Origin of the sequence: Sphingomonas sp. BK036 (assembly GCF_004216825.1) — a bacterium.
GTDB lineage: Bacteria > Pseudomonadota > Alphaproteobacteria > Sphingomonadales > Sphingomonadaceae > Sphingomonas.
In genome coordinates this window covers 152,566-169,022 of sequence record NZ_SGXR01000007.1, presented here as the reverse complement: position 1 = coordinate 169,022, position 16,457 = coordinate 152,566, and the positions used below count along the sequence as shown (strand labels likewise).

At 61.9% G+C, this 16,457-nt stretch carries 20 protein-coding genes; 11 read left to right on the top strand and 9 right to left on the bottom strand.

Annotation, left to right across the window (positions count from 1 at the left end):
• Window positions 1-74: 74 nt before the first annotated feature.
• Window positions 75-941, bottom strand: coding sequence for a hypothetical protein (locus EV283_RS16635; protein WP_165391816.1), 867 nt, complete (start codon window positions 939-941; stop codon window positions 75-77).
• Window positions 942-1,140: 199 nt separating this feature from the next.
• Here EV283_RS16635 and EV283_RS16630 point away from each other — a divergent pair, with 199 nt between their 5' ends.
• Window positions 1,141-1,812, top strand: a complete 672-nt coding sequence (locus EV283_RS16630; protein ID WP_130327243.1) for a hypothetical protein — start codon at window positions 1,141-1,143, stop codon at window positions 1,810-1,812.
• 1,494 nt (window positions 1,813-3,306) lie between these two features.
• Window positions 3,307-4,263, top strand: a complete 957-nt coding sequence (locus EV283_RS16625; RefSeq protein WP_130327241.1) for a DUF2493 domain-containing protein — start codon at window positions 3,307-3,309, stop codon at window positions 4,261-4,263.
• A 124-nt stretch (window positions 4,264-4,387) separates the two neighbouring features.
• On the opposite strand, the gene EV283_RS16620 is transcribed toward EV283_RS16625, so the two are convergent.
• On the bottom strand, window positions 4,388-4,771 hold the full coding sequence (locus EV283_RS16620) for a response regulator (RefSeq protein WP_130327239.1): 384 nt from the start codon (window positions 4,769-4,771) through the stop codon (window positions 4,388-4,390).
• Window positions 4,772-5,525: 754 nt separating this feature from the next.
• Between EV283_RS16620 and EV283_RS16615 the strand changes: the two genes are divergently transcribed.
• Together EV283_RS16615 and EV283_RS19245 are read left to right on the top strand one after the other, a co-directional pair.
• Window positions 5,526-5,936, top strand: a complete 411-nt coding sequence (locus EV283_RS16615) for a single-stranded DNA-binding protein (RefSeq protein WP_130327237.1) — start codon at window positions 5,526-5,528, stop codon at window positions 5,934-5,936.
• Window positions 5,937-7,006: 1,070 nt separating this feature from the next.
• On the top strand, window positions 7,007-7,174 hold the full coding sequence (locus EV283_RS19245; RefSeq protein ID WP_165391815.1) for a hypothetical protein: 168 nt from the start codon (window positions 7,007-7,009) through the stop codon (window positions 7,172-7,174).
• Between the two features lie 100 nt (window positions 7,175-7,274).
• Here the strand turns inward: EV283_RS19245 and EV283_RS16610 are convergent, their stop codons facing one another.
• The 5 genes from EV283_RS16610 to EV283_RS16590 all read right to left on the bottom strand — a co-directional run bounded on the left by EV283_RS16610 (window position 7,275) and on the right by EV283_RS16590 (window position 9,205).
• Window positions 7,275-7,784, bottom strand: coding sequence for an RES domain-containing protein (locus EV283_RS16610; RefSeq protein WP_207223169.1), 510 nt, complete (start codon window positions 7,782-7,784; stop codon window positions 7,275-7,277).
• Window positions 7,781-8,215: an antitoxin Xre-like helix-turn-helix domain-containing protein gene (locus EV283_RS16605; RefSeq protein WP_130327235.1), complete on the bottom strand. Its 435-nt coding sequence runs from the start codon at window positions 8,213-8,215 to the stop codon at window positions 7,781-7,783. The genes EV283_RS16610 and EV283_RS16605 overlap by 4 nt, the downstream gene beginning before the upstream one ends.
• Before the next feature lie 84 nt (window positions 8,216-8,299).
• Window positions 8,300-8,758, bottom strand: a complete 459-nt coding sequence (locus EV283_RS16600; protein WP_165391814.1) for an SOS response-associated peptidase — start codon at window positions 8,756-8,758, stop codon at window positions 8,300-8,302.
• A gap of 2 nt (window positions 8,759-8,760) precedes the next feature.
• On the bottom strand, window positions 8,761-8,943 hold the full coding sequence (locus tag EV283_RS16595) for a hypothetical protein (protein WP_130327231.1): 183 nt from the start codon (window positions 8,941-8,943) through the stop codon (window positions 8,761-8,763).
• A gap of 4 nt (window positions 8,944-8,947) precedes the next feature.
• Complete coding sequence (locus EV283_RS16590; protein WP_242616031.1) at window positions 8,948-9,205, bottom strand: hypothetical protein; 258 nt, start codon at window positions 9,203-9,205, stop codon at window positions 8,948-8,950.
• A 308-nt stretch (window positions 9,206-9,513) separates the two neighbouring features.
• On the opposite strand from EV283_RS16590, the gene EV283_RS16585 reads away from it, so the two are divergent.
• Window positions 9,514-9,909 carry a DUF3768 domain-containing protein gene (locus EV283_RS16585; protein ID WP_242616030.1) on the top strand — a complete coding sequence of 132 codons (396 nt, stop codon included), beginning with the start codon at window positions 9,514-9,516 and terminating at the stop codon, window positions 9,907-9,909.
• A 267-nt stretch (window positions 9,910-10,176) separates the two neighbouring features.
• Here EV283_RS16585 and EV283_RS16580 read toward each other — a convergent pair whose 3' ends face one another.
• Entirely contained in the window at window positions 10,177-10,461 is a 285-nt protein-coding gene (locus EV283_RS16580) for a hypothetical protein (protein WP_130327227.1), read from the bottom strand.
• Here EV283_RS16580 and EV283_RS16575 point away from each other — a divergent pair.
• From EV283_RS16575 to EV283_RS16550, 6 genes are all read left to right on the top strand, one after another.
• Complete coding sequence (locus EV283_RS16575; RefSeq protein ID WP_130327225.1) at window positions 10,460-10,789, top strand: single-stranded DNA-binding protein; 330 nt, start codon at window positions 10,460-10,462, stop codon at window positions 10,787-10,789. The two genes, EV283_RS16580 and EV283_RS16575, sit on opposite strands and share 2 nt — an antisense overlap.
• Before the next feature lie 161 nt (window positions 10,790-10,950).
• A complete protein-coding gene (locus EV283_RS16570) occupies window positions 10,951-11,157 on the top strand; it encodes a hypothetical protein (protein WP_130327223.1) in 207 nt (68 codons plus the stop codon).
• Window positions 11,158-11,207: 50 nt separating this feature from the next.
• On the top strand, window positions 11,208-12,005 hold the full coding sequence (locus EV283_RS16565; RefSeq protein ID WP_130327391.1) for an AAA family ATPase: 798 nt from the start codon (window positions 11,208-11,210) through the stop codon (window positions 12,003-12,005).
• Between the two features lie 77 nt (window positions 12,006-12,082).
• Window positions 12,083-12,970, top strand: a complete 888-nt coding sequence (locus EV283_RS16560; protein WP_165391813.1) for a ParB/RepB/Spo0J family partition protein — start codon at window positions 12,083-12,085, stop codon at window positions 12,968-12,970.
• A gap of 191 nt (window positions 12,971-13,161) precedes the next feature.
• Window positions 13,162-13,701: a plasmid mobilization relaxosome protein MobC gene (gene mobC, locus EV283_RS16555; protein WP_130327219.1), complete on the top strand. Its 540-nt coding sequence runs from the start codon at window positions 13,162-13,164 to the stop codon at window positions 13,699-13,701.
• Complete coding sequence (locus tag EV283_RS16550; RefSeq protein ID WP_130327217.1) at window positions 13,698-14,819, top strand: relaxase/mobilization nuclease domain-containing protein; 1,122 nt, start codon at window positions 13,698-13,700, stop codon at window positions 14,817-14,819. The genes mobC and EV283_RS16550 overlap by 4 nt, the downstream gene beginning before the upstream one ends.
• Window positions 14,820-15,032: 213 nt before the next feature.
• Here the strand turns inward: EV283_RS16550 and EV283_RS16545 are convergent, their stop codons facing one another.
• Entirely contained in the window at window positions 15,033-16,349 is a 1,317-nt protein-coding gene (locus tag EV283_RS16545) for a hypothetical protein (RefSeq protein ID WP_130327215.1), read from the bottom strand.
• Window positions 16,350-16,457: the final 108 nt, after the last annotated feature.

Below are 16,457 nucleotides of genomic sequence, written 5' to 3'. Positions count from 1 at the left end.
ACCGAAAGCGCCCACACCCGGACGTGCGGGCTGGCGATCAGGACGCCTCACAACGGCCATTGTTAGGCGCTACTCTAGAAGCGGCGCGGTTCGTGCCCGATCATGTCGCATGTGCCACGAAAACCATAGTTGCTCATACCCTCGACCGTGATGCGGCCGCTGCGCCGGTCGATCGTAAGCCGTGGCTTATTCAACCCATTCAGACGGTAACTGGCCCGGATCGTATCGGGGGAGACAGATACGTCGCGCAAGTCCCACCATCCTTGGTCACCACGCGAATTGATCGGCGGGATCAGTGATTTGGGTAACCGGATACGTCCACCGCCTGGCCAGGTTTGGATCATGAGGGAAGCGTCGAAGACCTCCCTTCGGGTTTCGGTGTAATTGCCGGCCTCATACCGATCACGATCACGGTTCCAATTCCAGCTTGTTCCGCTGGCGAAACCGGTTTTAGACCCGTCCCCAAAACAGACGAGACCGAGTTCCACGCTCCGTCCATCGACGACCGGTCCACCCGACGGATAGCCAGTCTGACCGCCACCGGGAGACGCTGGCACGCGTCCATAGGCCGGATCGGGTTCGTACCCGGGCCGTGGCCGGGACGCAGGCGGACTACCGTAGTTGGGGTTGGGGCGAAGGTTCGCCGGTTTCCTGCAATCGGGAGCCGTGGTTGGCTGGATGGAATTGTAGCGGCCTTCCATCGTGACGATGCTGACGCACTGCCGGCGATCGGCGTTCCACCAATAGGTATAGGCGCGATCGTCGCCCTGCTCACCGCGAATATTGACGTAGCCGCGCCGTTGCAACTCCATTTCGCCTTGGCCAGCACGGGCGCCTACCATGTCCTCTAGACCTGTAGATTGCGCACGGGCAGCCGCTGGCAATGCTGTTCCCAAAAGCAGTGCGGTCGTGATCTGCGACAGGTGTGCTGGATAGCGCATGGCGACTCTCCCGTTGGTTCGAAACTACCTCTCCATCAATGCAGGGAGTTTATGGGATAGGGACGACGGCGTCCATCACTGTCGATTCTTCTCAAAGACTTATACCCGCGGGGGGGGGGGCTGTGGGCAACCGTCAGAAACCCAACGATAACGAATAGCGAACCGTTGCGATCAAGGTCCGTATCGCACATCATGCGATATGGACTTTATGAAGTGGCTAAATTCGCTCGATGAACTACTCTACGAGGTCATGAGCTGGGTGATCTTCTTCCCCCTGACGCTTTGGCAGGCGCTGTTGCGACCGATCGATACGATGAAGGAGATCGAGCGCGAAGCGGCGCTTCCTGACGACGAACGATATGCGTCGGTGCTCAGCCCACCCCTTTTTCTGGCTCTAACGCTGTTGCTGGGCCACACTGTCGCGACGGCGCTGGGCCAGACCGACACGATTATCGCAAATCATCATGGCCTTGCTGACCTGGTCAACGACAATGCAAGCGCTCTTGTCCTGCGCGTCGTCGTTTTCGCTGGCTTCCCACTTTTTCTGGCAGCGCGCATGGTGCGCCAGCGGCATATCAAGCTCGATCGCGGTTCTCTGCAGCAGCCATTCTACGAGCAATGTTATCCGGCCGCAGTTTTTGCTCTCGGCTTGAGTGTCGGCAGCAGCTTTGGTGCCGACACTCACGAAGTGACGCGTATGGTGGGCCATTGGCTCGTCGGATTGAGCATCGTGAATTTCTGGATCGTAGAAACGCGATGGTTCGCACAGGCGCTGAGCATCAACCTATTGCGTGCCGCAGGAAACGTCTGTGTGGGGCTGCTAGAAGGTGCCACTTTCCTGTTCGGGGTAGGATTCCTATTCACTCGATGATCCCCGTTTCTCGATCCTTTCGAGAAAGACGCCAGAGCTCCACATGTCAGCTATCCCCACCCCCTTTCCCGAAAGCGGACGGTCGCCTTTCCTCCCAGGTCGCGACGCTCGTGCTGCTGATCGGCATTAATCCGAAGCGGCCTGGCCGCTAACGCTGAAAAGCAGACGCGCGGCTTAAGCGTCTAGACTTAGCGCAGCCGCGCCCGACAAATTGCTCGGGTGGGGATCGTTCGGCCAAGGGTTTGGCGCTGACGCAGCACCGTTGGGCGGCTTGCGCAAAGGCTTACCCGGTGAACGGGCACGTAGTTTCGCATTTGCCAATAGATTTAAACTGCGCTGTCTTGCAGACGGTTGTTCCATCGTCACTGCTCCCGTTTTCCGCACCGTAACACGAAAGCCGGGTGAGTCAGCAATCCACCGATTTTGCCATTCAGCGGTCAGATATGCTAAAAACCCGGTCGTAATTACGACTGTGCGACAAAGAGGTGTTTTGCGTCACTCAATCCGGTGCTGGCTGCGTTCGGCGCTACCGTTGCCGACGGTCACGAGGACCGTGCCCGGCGAACGTCGGTCGAGGTCCAAGCGCATCTCGATCGCGATTGGAACACCGGCAACCGCGCCCGACCAATCAGCAGCGTCCTTTCGGCTGGGCCTTTCGAGGCCCGCGTCCACGATGGCTGGCCCCCTCTCGCCTTTCCGGGCGAGCGTCCCCGCTACGAATGACCCGAACCGCTTGGGCCTCCAGTTTTGCCAACCTTCAGAAGTTCGTCCGTTGAAAACCTTCACCGACCTCTTGGAAAATACCCTGCCCATGACCGTGGAGAAATCACGGGCAAGGCGGAGAATGTCGTCAACGCCTGCCGCCCCCGCTTGCCGATGCGTGGCATACGATCGACGGGTGGAAGAGCCTCGACACGGAGCAACCCACTTATGTCAGCGCTTGCCGCTGGTGGTGCGGACGTCGATCCTTGGCGCTTTGGCTGCGGGTGGAGGCGATGATCCGCCCTGCCCGCCCCGGGCGTGTTCTCTGAGGTGGCAGCGTGCGCAGGCTATGCCGCGACCCGGAGCGAGGATCTGGTCGACCAGATCCACATCATGGTCGATGCCATCGGCGCCGATGGAGGGCCCGCGGATCACTCCAGCGGCGATGGTCCGCCTGTGTGCAACCGGGTAGAGCATTCTCGAAGACATCGCGAGATCCGGGTTGAGCCGACGATTCCGAAGACGGCATCAAGCGTGGTCACGTCTGCGCCCAACGCCACCTGATGTGTCGTAGCCTTCCGCCAGAGGGATGCGACACATGGGTGGCCGCGAGACCCCCGCAACCGCAAAAATCCGGGCCGAGTTGCCGCTTCACGGCTGCCCGCTCCACCCCGGTTTTTGCGGTTTCCCTTACGCTTCGCGTGCGGTGCGGGCGCCTCTCGTTCGGCCGCCCAAGAGGTGCGCACTCGGCGGATAGGCCGCCGGCCTCGATCAGATGAAGGGCTTGACCCCATGACCACTTCCCTTGCTGCCGCACTCTCCGCTCTGGAGCTTGGACACCTCGAACCCCGCAGCGAAGACCTTTTGGGCATGTGCCCGCCCTCGACCGAAGCACTGGAGCAGACCACCACCGCCATCTGGAACGACCTGTTCGCAACTCTCCAGAACACGTCGCTTGAGCGCGACATCGAGGAGATGGGCTGGGGCCTGGTGAACCTCTTTCACCGGGCCGCGGCGAAGAAGCACGCGACAATCGACCGTCTCACCGATGAGATCAGGCTTCTCTTGGCCGAGCAGGACGGTTCGGAGATCAACACCGCCAACCTCGAGGACAAGATCGACCTGGCCAAGAAGATTGAGGAAGCCGCCACCTGCTACGAACATATGCGCGACACCGCAGCCGCGCACTACATCCGCGAAACGGGCCGTTCCTGGATCCCGTCAAGCGGCAACCGCATTTCGCTCGGGGTCACGTCAGCGATCGTCGACGGCCGAGCATTCCTCCAGGCTCGCCGCGAGCGCGTCCGCGACGCCAACACGGCTCAGGGCACGCCGATCGTGTTTGCCGGAGGACGGCTGACCTTTCGGACCGACGAGGACATGAAGGCGTTTGGCGACAATCTGCTGCGTACCCTGGGCGCGGTTCGAGAGCGCGTCGGCGACATGTATCTCGTCCATGGCGGCGACATGAAGGGGATCGAGCGCATCGCGGCGTCGTGGGCCGAGCAGCACGGCATCCAGCAGGTCCGCTTCGGTCTCGATCGAAAGCTCGGCGACCGTGCCGGCTTCCGTCGCAACGAACAGATGCTTTCACTGAAGCCCCGTTACGTCATCGCCTTTCAGGGCAACGGCGTGACCGAGCGCCTGGTGATCGACGCCAAGAAGGCCGGCATCCGCGTCGTAGATCGTCGTGGCCCATTGGGTACGCCACCTTCTGCTCTGGACGACACACACGGCAAGGTCGCCTGAGGTGATCGGCCCGTCGGCATGCAGCCGGCGGGCCTCTTTAAGCGGCGCACGCGGACAGGAGACGCGCTCTCCAGGCTCTGGGTCGTTATGGCGACGTCGAGCAACTTCCACTGTTCAGCCCGCCCTATCCGGGCGATTTGCGGGCCAGTTGCTCCCGTACGAGCGCGTTGAGCTGTTCGGTTGCGTAGGGTTTCGGCAGAAACTTCCCCGAGTCCGGAATATCTGCGGGTTCCAGGCGCACGCCCCCTGACGTGACGATGATCTCGATATCCGGCCATCGCTTCGCGACTTCGGTTGCGAGGTCCAGGCCATCAATCTTGCCCGGCATGTTGATATCGGTGAAAATCAGCGCGATGCCGGGCGTCCGCTCGAGGATGTCCAGCGCTTCGCGGGCGTCGCACGCTTCGAGGATCGCGAAGCCGCGCTCCTCCAGCGCATCGACCGCGACCATGCGGATAAACATTTCATCCTCGACGACAAGGACGGGTGGATGAGGGTCTGGGGTCATGACTGGTCAACGCACCAGCATCGTCACTGGGCAAAAGAGTTGAAATAAGCTTCAGATGCGACGGTAAGCCCGTTCCTACATCCGCCTAGCAACGCAGTGTCGTGTCGCTGAGCCCGGTTACGGATGCGGGGCAGGTCTGGGACCTGCGGCGTCGGTGTATCGGTTGCCATGGCAAACGTTCTGGCGGTTTGAACCGTTGGCAATCGTGGGTCCTTGTTCGCGAAAATCCGCTTGCCAGTGTCCGACATTCTGCCGGCACGGTTGAAAAAGGGGCGCAGCCCTGCCCACTGATCCCTTCGCGCATCTGTGCTGCACGGAATCCTTGCCGCTAGCAGCGACGGGTCACGGCAATTTCAATCTGCGGCGAGGTGCCTTCAAGGTGTCGATTGCCTGAGCCCTTGGGCCGGTCGCGATAGGCGTTGGAAGCCGGTCGCCCCAATCCTTGCGGTGGGTCAGGCGTCCGTTGACGTGGATCCAGAGACATCCTGCATGGCGTCTCCATTGACCGGGTGTACCCGGGCAGGGCGATCCCTTCTTATTCACCCAATCCTCTAAGCCGGCCGGTCGCCGCTTCCAACCCGCGGTCCGTCGGGCCGTGTTGCCGTGTTCCACGGCTGCCCGCACCACCCCTCGTACCGGGGTTTCCCTTGGTCGCTGACGCGCCCCGTGGTGGAAGCCCCGACCTGGCCGCCTTTGTCGGGGTGCAGTCGAAGGGACACTCCCTTGGGCACAACCAGAACAAGGAAACTTGATCATGCAGAACCTCGTCATCCTCGCTGGCAACGTCGGCGCAGCCCCTGAGAGCCGCACCACCCAGGGCGGTACCAAGATCACCAACTTCAGCCTCGCGACCTCGCGCCCCAAGCGCGACAGCAACGGCAAGGTCCTGAAGGACGACAACAACCGCCGCCTCGAAGATACCGAATGGCACCGGATCACCTGCTTCAACGGCGTCGGCAAGACCGTGGAGCAATATGTCGACAAGGGGATGAAGGTTATGGTTCGGGGCCGCATCCACTACACCCGCTGGACCGATACCGAAAATGTCGAGCGGTACGGCGTCGAGATCATCGCCGAGGAGGTCACCTTCCTCACCCGCGCCAAGGCCGCCAAGGAACAAGCCAGTGGCAACGACACGACCGACGACGACGACATCCCGTTCTGAGCGGGACCGCCAAGGCCCGGTGGCTCAACGCCACCGGGCCTTTTTGCTATGCTGATCTCTGCCGTGGACGGGGGAGGTCGAACGGCGGAGAGTTGCTCGTGGTCATGAGAAGGCGCGAAGCTGCGAGTGGCCGTCCGCCCACCCCTTCTCGGGAAGACGGCGAGCGTCGATGGCGTACGCTTTGGAGCGGCTGGGCTTCGCTAACGGGAATACCGTCGTGCTGGCGTTCGGCTAACGCCTTGGCTGCCTGATGAGGCAGTGAGGTTGGTTGGGGCAGCCCGGCAATTCAGGTTCGTTGACGTCCCCGAGGCAGCCAGTGGCAATCTGACACAATATCCCGGCTTGGCGGCATTATGCCGTCCCTTTCGATATCCAAGCCATGCAACCGAATGATGAAACATGCCGACGGGCGGCGTGCCCATAGCGCTGCTCGATCGGCATCCCGGCAGCGTGTTTCGGGCGTAAGAAAGGACGGTATGGGGCAGTTAGTCTTCAGAAACCCTGCTCTGATGCCTGGTTGGCAACGCTATCCTACGGGTGCCCTTGTCCATCCAGTGGTCGGAGGTGGAGTTGTTGCCAAAGGATCGGCGCGTCCCTGTCGGGACCGCGCTCTATCTGCGCTGTCGCTCCGACCGAGCCGCGCTGACGCCACGTCTCGGCCCTGCTGGGTAACGATCGCTCGCGGGAGACGCTCTACGCGAAGTCGGCTTGGGCCCGGCAAGGTATGGCGGGGCGATGCCGTGATCCGATGGCGCGCGCCAATGCTCAGCATAAGTCGCTCCTGATACGTCCAGCGATCGAACATGTCTGGGTCGGATCCCAAAACCGACCATCTCCCGGACATTCCATCCAGCAACGTCCTGCGCTGCTCCGCGCAGTCAGCTTCACCCCGCTCTTTGAGGCGCAATCCTTGGTCCGGCGCGCGGCCTAGTGCGATCAACCCGTAAAGGGTCCGGCGCTTGCGCTACGGCTTTTGGCCTGCGGCAAAAAGTGATCGCGGCCACCCACCGAACACATCGGGCGCCAGTCGAGCGGGGATGAACCCGCCGGCTTTCAAGGAGCCTCGAGCCATGTTCACCGATATCTGGATCGCCCGCCGAAACGCACTCGGTCTTTCGCGGACCCTGATGGCCGCAACCCTCGTCATCACCGCCGGAACCCAGTTTTCCGTCGTTACCGCCGACGAGTTCGATGGCGATACAACGACGATCGTCAACGCGTATGATCCCTTCGCATGACGCTTCCATAAGGGGGCCGTGAGCCCCCCCTCCCCTCTCCGTCTGGTGCCAGGAAGCGGACAGGCCGGGCATCGAACCCCGCCTGTCCGCGAGGATGCGTCTAACCGTAAAGTCGTTCGTCCCACCAGATCGGCTCGGGCAACTCGGTGGTGATCGCTTTTGCGTCCGGGTGAAGCGGATTGATCAGGATGTTACGCTCCAGCCGCGCCGGGATCGACGGAACCAGCAGCAGCGCACTGTCACCGGCGTCGTACCAGGCCTCGCCGACCGCCTTGCAGATATCCTCGCGCTTGCCGTCCCAGCCGGGGTGCTTTGCAGGTTGAAACACCTCGTAGCGCGTGCCGCTGGGGATCGTGATCCGGACATAATGCTGGTTGGCGGGCAGGATCGCATTGGCGTGGACAAGCTTCTCCAGCATCGCCGTCGAATAGTGCTCGGAGGTATAGATGACCGGGCTTGCGGCTGTGTTCCACCGCCCGGGATATAGTCTTGCCCCCTCGCTGTCGTAGATCGGGAACACGCCGTCGGGATCACCGATGCGAAAGCAGGTCAGCACGCGATCGGTCTTGTGACCGCGTACGGGCCTGCGGTTCGCCGCCGTCGCCGTCACGCGCCGCCGCCGTACGCCGCCCGACCCAACAGGTTGATGACAACATCGGCGCCGGGCCCCGTTGCCAACGCAACATCAAGCGGCGCTTTGCCGTCGAGCATCGCATGTGGGCGGCCGAGGAACTCGCGTGCCCGGTCCTTGTCCTGGTAGATATCCATTGCGAAGCTGAAGACCTTGGCAACTCGTGCCAATCGATCCCCCTCCTCGCTGGTCAGCCGACGCGATGCCGACTTCTTGCGTCGATCAAGCGTCGCCTTGGGGATCACTCGGAACTTGAACCGGGTGTCGTTCGGTGCCACCTCGTCGGCAAGATGATCGAGCGCGGTGACGGGCAGGCCGCTCGTGATAGAGTCCGCCAGCCCCAGGCGCGTGTCGCCGATACGCGGCGGTACGCCTAGCAGATGTTCAACCGTCGCGAGCTGTGTCGCCATTATCTTGTCCTGTCGTCCAAGGCTTCTACAGCCCTATACGTCTCACCTGATGCAGATATACGCCTCACTTGGCCTTATTGCAAGTTATCCGGTCCAGGCTGCGAACGGACGAACAGTGAAGCGATCGGCGGGCTCGGCGCTCAGCAGACCGTCGACATCCGCGTCAAGGTCGAGCCAGCGAGCCCGGTCGTCCTGCCAAAACACGACCGGCGCACGATTATGGACGTCGCTAAGCGCGCCTGGCGGCTGCGTCACCATCGTGAAGCTTTCGGCCTCCCCGTCTTCGTCGCGGCGCATCCGACACCATAGTCCTGCAAAACATATCGGCTCATCATTACGGGGCTCGATAGTGAATTTGGGCTTGGGCGTCCCCTCCCCTTTCCACTCGACCAAGCCATCCGCCGCGATCAGGCAACGACGTCGTTTGAACGGTTCGCGGAACGACGGGAGCGTCTTGGCCATCTCCGCCTTGGCGTTGAATGTCGCCGCCTTCCATGCCTTGCGCGGACCCTTGTGAAAGAACGGCACAAGGCCCCAGCGCATGTTCACGAGTTCGACGCCGTCAACGAGAGCGCAAACACGATCGCCTGCTGCGTCGGCCGGATTTCGCCTTGCGGTTGGAGATTGGGCACCGCCTCGCTGGTCGGCACTCGAATTGGGAGCCGCATATGGCTGATCTCGTCGCGCATCGCAGCATAACCCTTGGTGCGACGGTAATTGGTGCGCACCGCCCTACCCTGCCCCGGCCAACATCGCAGGGTCTGCATCGCGCAGTACGCGCCAGGGCCGACCATAGCTCCACGACGCGAGATACACCGACGATCCCGAACAACCGACCACAGCACAGCGTTCGCTGCGATCGATCAGCGTCCAGTCGGCCCCGTGCCGTGCGACCAACTGGCCGACGTCGATCCGAAGCAGTGCGCCGCAGGTGCGGCAGCGCGAGCGAACCAGCGAATTGCTGCGCGACAAGGCCCCGACACTTGTCATCCAGGCGGGCCAATGTGTCGTGATGGAAGCCACAGGCGTCATGGGTGGATCATAGTCTTGGGATGACGCGCTCGTCCACCAAGGTCTTTGAGCCAGGAACCCGCCCCCTGCCCTTCCCTGACGCGATCCGGCGGGCTTCGCGGCTTGGTCCGTCCTGGCCGGTGCGCGCCCCGGCGCAAGCCCGCAAACGGGCTTCTCCACTACGTTTCGACCCTGCGGGTGCGCCGACGCGCTTTGCCCGGCCTTGGTCGGCGCCGGCGAGACAGCGCCCCGGATCGTCGGGTCGCTCTACGTCATGGGAGACCATCATGGCACAGGACCATCCGACGGCGTTCGACAACATTGCCACCCGAAAGACCATCATCCGCGAACTGAACGACACGCTGCGGAGTAACATCACCCGGCCCGGGCACAACCGCATCGTCATGACTGCTGGCGTCGCGGCTTTGATCGGCGATGTCAGCCTGTTTCGCGGGTTTCGTAAGCGCGCCGAGTTGCTACGGCTGGTACGAGATTTCGACACGTTCGACGGCGACAACGATCCACACGGCGAACACGATTTCGGAATCGTGCTCTTCGAGGACGCGACGTTCTACTGGAAAATCGACTATTACGATCGTGCACTCGCCTTCGGGTCCGACGATCCCGCAAATCCAGCCGTGACGACCCGCGTTCTGACCATCTTACTTGCTGAAGAATATTGACGCCGGACCGCTGCTTTGGCCCCGATCGTCAAGCAGCGGTTGCCATGACAACCGGTATAATCGGATGCCATGGCAACCGATAGATGAGAGAAAAGGAACACAAACGGCGTCGGTTTCGTCCGAGGATGACAGGTGGCGGGCGATGGCGTCAAGGATCAGCGGTCCCCCCAAAATGCTGGCACATTTCGGATCCCCCACTGCCCGCTGCCGCGGCCGCTGACGCGGTCCCTGACCCAGCGCCCTCCAACCGCCGTCCGATCCCGGTCATCAACGGATTGAACGGAGGATTACATGCTCGATCAGGACAGGTGCGCAGCGAACTGGAAAGCCAAACTTGGCGACATCGTCGTGGATATCGACCGTGACTTCATGCCCAAGCCTGCAATCGTCGCGTTGTGCGCAAAACGGCGTTGGACGATCGGGCCAGCCTTGGTGGGAGTAGTAGCCGTCCAACAATAGACAGTTCTCCGTTATTGTTGCACATTCTGGGAGCGCGTAAATCAACAGGCGATGCGTCGGCGCGTGCATCGCGACAGCCACGGAGGCGATCATGCGTAATATTGCAGAGTTTCAGCTCATCGGCCGGGTCGGCAGTATCGACGTCCGGGAGAACGTCGTGAACCTGTCGGTCGCGGCCAATTATTCGAGACGGGATGAGAAGGGCGAGTGGACCGACGACACCTATTGGAACCGGGTGTCGATCTTCGGGGAAAAGACGCGATCCTATATCGCCGAGAAGGTCCAGAAGGGGGATCTCGTGCATGTCCGTGGCCGGATGCGCGACACCAGCTACGAGAAGGATGGTAAGAAGGTCTTCACGACCGACCGGATCGTCGACGATTTCGCGGTACTGGCGTCGAAAACGGGACTGGAGGACTGACAGGTCGTTGAAAGCGGTGGATTGCAAAGAGTAACGGTTGCCATGGCAAACAGCTTGGGCCAAAAGAGGGGGGCGGAAGGGGAGGGCGCGTATCTTGCGGTGCCGTCTTTTCCCGCCCGAACGGTGCAACGCGGTCAGCAATCCGTCGATGAGGAGCAATCATGCGCGACTTTGCCATACATGCGCTTGCGATGTTTGCGGGCAGCGCCTTGGTTCTGTCCGTGCTGTCGGGCCTCGGCTTAAGCGTGTGGAATGCTTTGCTGGGTTTGGCAGGCACGGGGCGCTGGCATCGGTCCGGCCCTTATCGCAGCGATCGTTCGTCGCAGGAGCTGTACGAACGCTCGCTGCGCAATTCGCATCGTCGCTGAGCGACATGACCGTCACCACGCCATTATCCAGAGCCCAAGAGAGCGCACGCATGAAGACTGTCGTCATTAACAACGAAAAGGGCGGCGTCGGCAAGACGATGATCGCCGTCCACATGGCGTGGTTCTTTGCAGAGGCGGATGCGCGCGTCCTGTTCATCGATCTCGACGTGCAGCGCAATGCGTCGAGTGTGCTGGCACGCGACAAGGACGCGGCCGACGACGCCAACCTGCCGTGGCAGGCGCGCGTGGTGGGGGAGGCGGCTTCGCTGTTTGACGAAGGCTTCAACCCGCCGGCGCCTGCCGGACCCGGGATCTCGATCTATGTGGGATCCGAGGCGCTCGGCACGATCGATTCCCGGTTCGAGTCCGCAGCGGCCTGCCTGCGCACCGCGATCGATGCGCTGCATCCGCTCTATGACTTCTGCATCATCGATACGCCGCCCACCTGGGGATCGAAGAATTTCTCCGCATTACTTATCGCCGACTATCTGATCGCGCCGCTCCAGCTTGAGCAGTTCGCGATGGACGGTATCAACTCGCTGCTCTCGTCGATCGCGAGCGTCGAGGAGGCGCGCGATACGGACCTGACGTTCCTGGGGCTGCTGCCGTCAATGTTCCAAAGCAACTCCGCGATCCAGAAGGCCAATCTCAAGAACCTGGTCGCCAATCTCGGTGGCACGGACCTCCTGTTCCCGGGCGTGCTGACCGTACGACAGGGGTATGTCGAAGCGATCCACAACCGGGCGCCGGTGTGGACCAGCAAGAAGACCGCAGCAGCTGAAGCGGGCCGCGAGATGAAGATGATCTTTAAGGTGATCGTCGACAGGATGCTGGAGAAAAAGGCATGACCAAGACCCTTGACCTTCAGGCGCTCCTCAATCGCGATGCCAAGCAGAAGGGTACGCCTGCGCGGCAGGTCATGGACTTGCCGCTGGCGAAGATCGCGGCCGACCCTAACAATCCCCGTCGCCACTTCGATCGGGCGGAGCTTGAAGCGCTCGCCGGTTCGATCAAGCGCCGCGGCGTCATCCAGCCGATCACGGTTCGGCCGGCAAACGCGGAAGGGATCTACATCCTGCGGTTTGGCGAGCGGCGCTGGCGGGCATCAGAGCTAGCCGGCAAGGCGACGGTGCCGGCGATCGTGTCGAACACGGCGACCGACAAGGACAGCGTGATCGATCAGGTTATCGAGAACGACCAGCGCGTCGATCTCTCGCATGTCGAGATGGCGCGCGCGGTCGCCGCTATGATCGAGGAGGGGCGCAGCCTTGCCCAGATCGCCGAGGAACTGAGCCGGCCGAAATCGACGATCGCGCAATATTCGGCGGTGTCGGCGATGCCCGAGGAACTGCGGGCGCTGCTCGACGATGCCGGTCTGCGCACAGTCTATGAGTTGCACAATGTGTGGAAGCGCGAGCCCGAGCGCGTGCTCGCGTATATTGCCGAAACACCGGTCGAACGGATCACGCGGGCCAGTGTAGCCGGTCTTACGCAGCCGGCAGTAGCAGAGCGCGATGAGATGTTGGCCAACCGCGCTAACGATGCGCCGGACGACAACGCGCCATCGGGACGTGGCAGGGCAGGGGGGGCTGCGGATCCGACGACTGCGGATGGCTCGAGGTCCAAGCCCAGGTCAAGGCCGGCAACGGTTGGTGCTGCCATGGTCACGCATGATGGCAAAACCGGTGCGCTTGTCTACGAGCCGTGCGCAGATCCCAGTAAGGTGGCAGTCTTGTTCGAAGGCAAGTCCAAGCCGGTCGAGGTTCCTGCTGCCGAAGTCCGGATCGTACAGGTCAGCAAACCCGCTTCCTGAACAAACTCTCTCCTCCGCGCCCTTCTCTGATCCACCGTCTGCATGGGCGGCGGGGAAGGGTGGATCTCTGCCTACGCCGCCCCTGATCGTCGTTCGTCGAACACCGAATGATCGGTAGCCATGGCAACCGAATTGAGAAAGTGGGCAGAGGGCAGGATAGGCTTGCGCCGGGTGATGTATGACATTAGTCCATGGACATGGCCTTAATCTCGCTGCGATTGCCCGATGATCTTGCCGCCCGCTTCGATGCGATCGCGGAAGGGGAGGGTGGGCGCTCGGCATTGATCCGGCGCCTCGTGACCGCTGTGGTCGAAGGTGGTGTCGTCTCGACGGCGGTCGAGGTGCCGAAGCGATCGACGCCAGCGACGCGGCGGATCGAAGCCGTGTTCACGGGAGAGGAGTTCGCCCTGATCGAGAAGGCGGCTGCCGAGATGGAGCTGACGCGAAGTGCCTGGCTAGGTGTCGTGGCGCGACGACGGATCCATCAACGACCGAAGCCGACGCCGCGGGATTTGCGCGAGCTGGCCGGCATTCGCGACGAGATCAGGCGGATCGGCGTCAACGTGAACCAGATCGCGCAGGCCGCAAACTATGCTGCCAGGCAGCCCGGGATCGACTTTCGCCCCGAGCTACGCCGGCTCGAAGCAATGCGCGCGCAACTCGCCGAGTGGATTTCGGCGGTCAACAAGGCGAGACAGGGCGATTTGTCGTTCTGGCATACGCCATCATGATCGACGACTTCCCAGTCGCGGAACTGGACCGGATCTGGCAGCCGCCATCGGGTGGACGCCGGATTACCCGGCCCCGTATTGGCGTCGTGGGCCTGACTGGGCAGAGTGGGGCAGGGGGGGCTCCCGCGAGCAAGGCGGCCGCGCGTGCCGCGGAGGCGCGTGCGCAGCTCAAGCGGATTGTCGAAAAATCGCCCCAAGTGATGGTGAAGGTGTCCGGGCGCCAGCGCGGCGCGGATCACGTCGCAGCGCACATGGAATATATCGGCCGTCATGGAGAACTCGAGGTCGAGACCGACACAGGCGAAGTGTTGAAGGACGTCGCAGAACTGCGTGATCGTGCACGGGAATGGGACGATGACGACGACACGCTCCGCAAGAACGCGGTCACGTCGATTTCGATGGTGCTCTCGATGCCGGTCGATACCGACCCGGACAAGGTGCTAGCGGCCGCGCGTGCCTTTGCACGGCTGGAGCTGGAGGACCGCCATAAATATGTGCTGGCACTCCACCGCGACACGGATCATCCGCATGTCCATCTAACGGTCGCGGTAGCCGGCGCCGATGGCGTGCGCTTCAACCCGCGCAAAGCCGATCTCCACCGGATGCGTGAGACGTTCGCCTTTGAACTGCGGGAGCGCGGCGTCGATGCTGATGCTACGTGCCGTCGCGCGCGCGGGGTGACCCGCCGGACGGATAATGTGCCATTGAAAAAGACCAAGGAGCGTCTTGAGCAGCGCGGGGAGACGCCACGGAGCGTTCTGGTCGCAAAGCGCGCAGGGGAGGCCTATGCTCGCAAGCAGGCAGACCTGGCGCCGTGGGAACGCGGGGCGATTCTAAAGCAGCGCGATATCAAGGCGGCCTACGCTGCGGTGTCGGCGAAACTAGTGACGAGCGCCTCTGCAGACGATCGGTCGCTAGGTGAGCAGATCTTGACGTTTGTGGCGACCATGCCCGGGCCACTCAGCCATCGTCTTGCCCATGCGGAAGCCTTCATGGCGCAACGTGGCCGGGAGGGTGCCAAGCAGAAGCCTGATCGGGAGATGGCGCCGGACGCCCCGCCCCGCCCGCGTGATCAAACGAAGCGCACAGCAGACAGGACGCCGGATCGCGACCGCTAATTGCGTGCGTGCGGTGACATGGAGAGTGATCAACCGCAACCAAGCGCGTACCCTACATAGTTTGCTATGGGCCCGGCGATAATAAGAGGAGCCTTACCAAGGCTTTCTTGCTGTATGGCGCCGAGCGACCCGGAAGGGCACGCTGCCAGACGTATCGTGCCGTGCTGGCTTCTCACAAACGACGCGGAACAAGTACGCCGCCCCTTACCGTTTCTACTTGGGGCCGACCACGAAAGCCGGCGTCAGCTTAGGAGCGATTGCGACCAGATCATAGGCTTGTACCAGCTGACGCCAGCCAGCCGGCATGTCCGGCGTTGGTCGCCCGCGAAGCCGCCGGAGATCAATTAGCAGCCAATCCGATCCGGTCATCGCCTTGGGACGGGCGGCTAATGCATCCCTCAACCAAGAATAATTGGCATCCGACATTGGCGTATATGGCTGAATAGCGACTTGCTGGTCGACGCCGTTATATCCGCCCAGTGAGCCGCTGGCGCCCATTACGAGAATGTGCAGCGAGGAAGATCCTTCGCCGTCGGCACGCTCGGCAACGAAATTACCGAGATCCCGCTGCCGCAAGTTGTTCACGCCCTTGGCGGTATGAACATCGCCGAACTTCATCAGGATACGGCTTCCGGTCGGAGCTTTTGCCAGATAACCGGACAATGTGCGCTTAATGAGCCTGGCTCGGCGTCCGTTCGGATCACCCTGCCCGTTTGCCGATGCCAGATAGATCGATCTTGTCTCTGAGAGCGCATCGAACAATTCTCGCGCACGTGGGCCGCCATCGGCGGCGATGGCAAGTCGCGCTTCGTCCATCTGGCGATCGGTTATTGTGTAGATCATGAACTTGCTTGGCGAACGGGAGGCAATCGCCTCGGCCGTTGCAGCGCGATCTAACTCCTTCAACCGGACGATAGCAGCCTTGGCCACGGGACCGGTAGATGCTGCCACCATGTCATCAAGGAGGAAGCCGCTACTGCCGAAGAATTCCTGATCTAGCCCCCAGACTTGGAAGGCAGGTCCCGCTTCGCGCGCGCAGGCCGCAGCCATGTCGCTTTCATCCCTGCCGTTCTGGAACGCCATCGCATCCGGGTTACTGCTCATGAATTTGGACAAACGTGCGAGCCGGTCAGACCGACGTAGATTGGCGTTCACGATCTGCGCGGCTTCTGGTCCAGTCTCGACGGCTATCGCGCTGAGACCTTGGGGTGCCATGAGGTGACAGAGTGCGACCGTGAAGCGCGGAATCTCACGCGAGAAGTGAGCTTCCCCTATCAGAACATACCGAGCTTGATTGATCGCAGCTGCCAACGTCGTGGAACCCGGCCCGTTCAGGTTCGCATCGGCTAATTGAAATTCGCTTTCAGAAGCAGCGACCTTCTCCATAAACGACGGTGCAGGAACAGGTGTCTGGGCGAAGGACGATGTTGAGAGGGCGCTGATCAGCAGTCCGAACGCACGATGTATCCTCAACTGCAGCCCCCCATTACTGTACCGGCTTTGAATGGCCGCTAACGTGCGAAGCTTCAAGGTTCGGAATTTCTCCGTCTATGAGCGGACATTGGGTATCATTCAGCGTCGATCCGGGCATACCCTGCCGGACGTTTTGTATTGGGCTGTCCGATCAGGGGCAATTTC